Origin of the sequence: Veronia nyctiphanis (assembly GCF_004116385.1) — a bacterium.
Taxonomy (GTDB): Bacteria; Pseudomonadota; Gammaproteobacteria; order Enterobacterales; family Vibrionaceae; genus Veronia; species Veronia nyctiphanis.
This window is the reverse complement of record NZ_PEIB01000121.1, coordinates 1-254: the sequence shown is the minus strand read 5'-3', so window position 1 is coordinate 254 and position 254 is coordinate 1. Positions and strand designations below refer to the sequence as shown.

The 254-nt window shown below is 54.7% G+C and carries 1 protein-coding gene; it reads right to left on the bottom strand.

From position 1 onward, the window contains the following. On the bottom strand, positions 1-254 hold a 254-nt coding region (locus CS022_RS25155; protein ID WP_201746395.1), incomplete at both ends, for a hypothetical protein.

Genomic DNA, 254 nt, shown 5'->3' with positions numbered 1-254 from the left:
GTCTGCCGTTACCGCAGGTTGTGCCATCACATCTGGCTCAACAGGCATTTCCATTGGCTCTGCGGCGGCTTCAGGCATCATCTCATTGGTCACTTCGGGAATTTCTTCTGACGCTGGCTCAGCCATTGGCTCTGGCATTTGAGGAATGGACAGATTCAAGTCTGGCGCATGGTCTCCCTGATTGACGGCGACAGAAAGTTGGTAAGGCCTGCTGGCTCCGGTGGCGGAGTCCACCAACATAAATGGCAACGCAA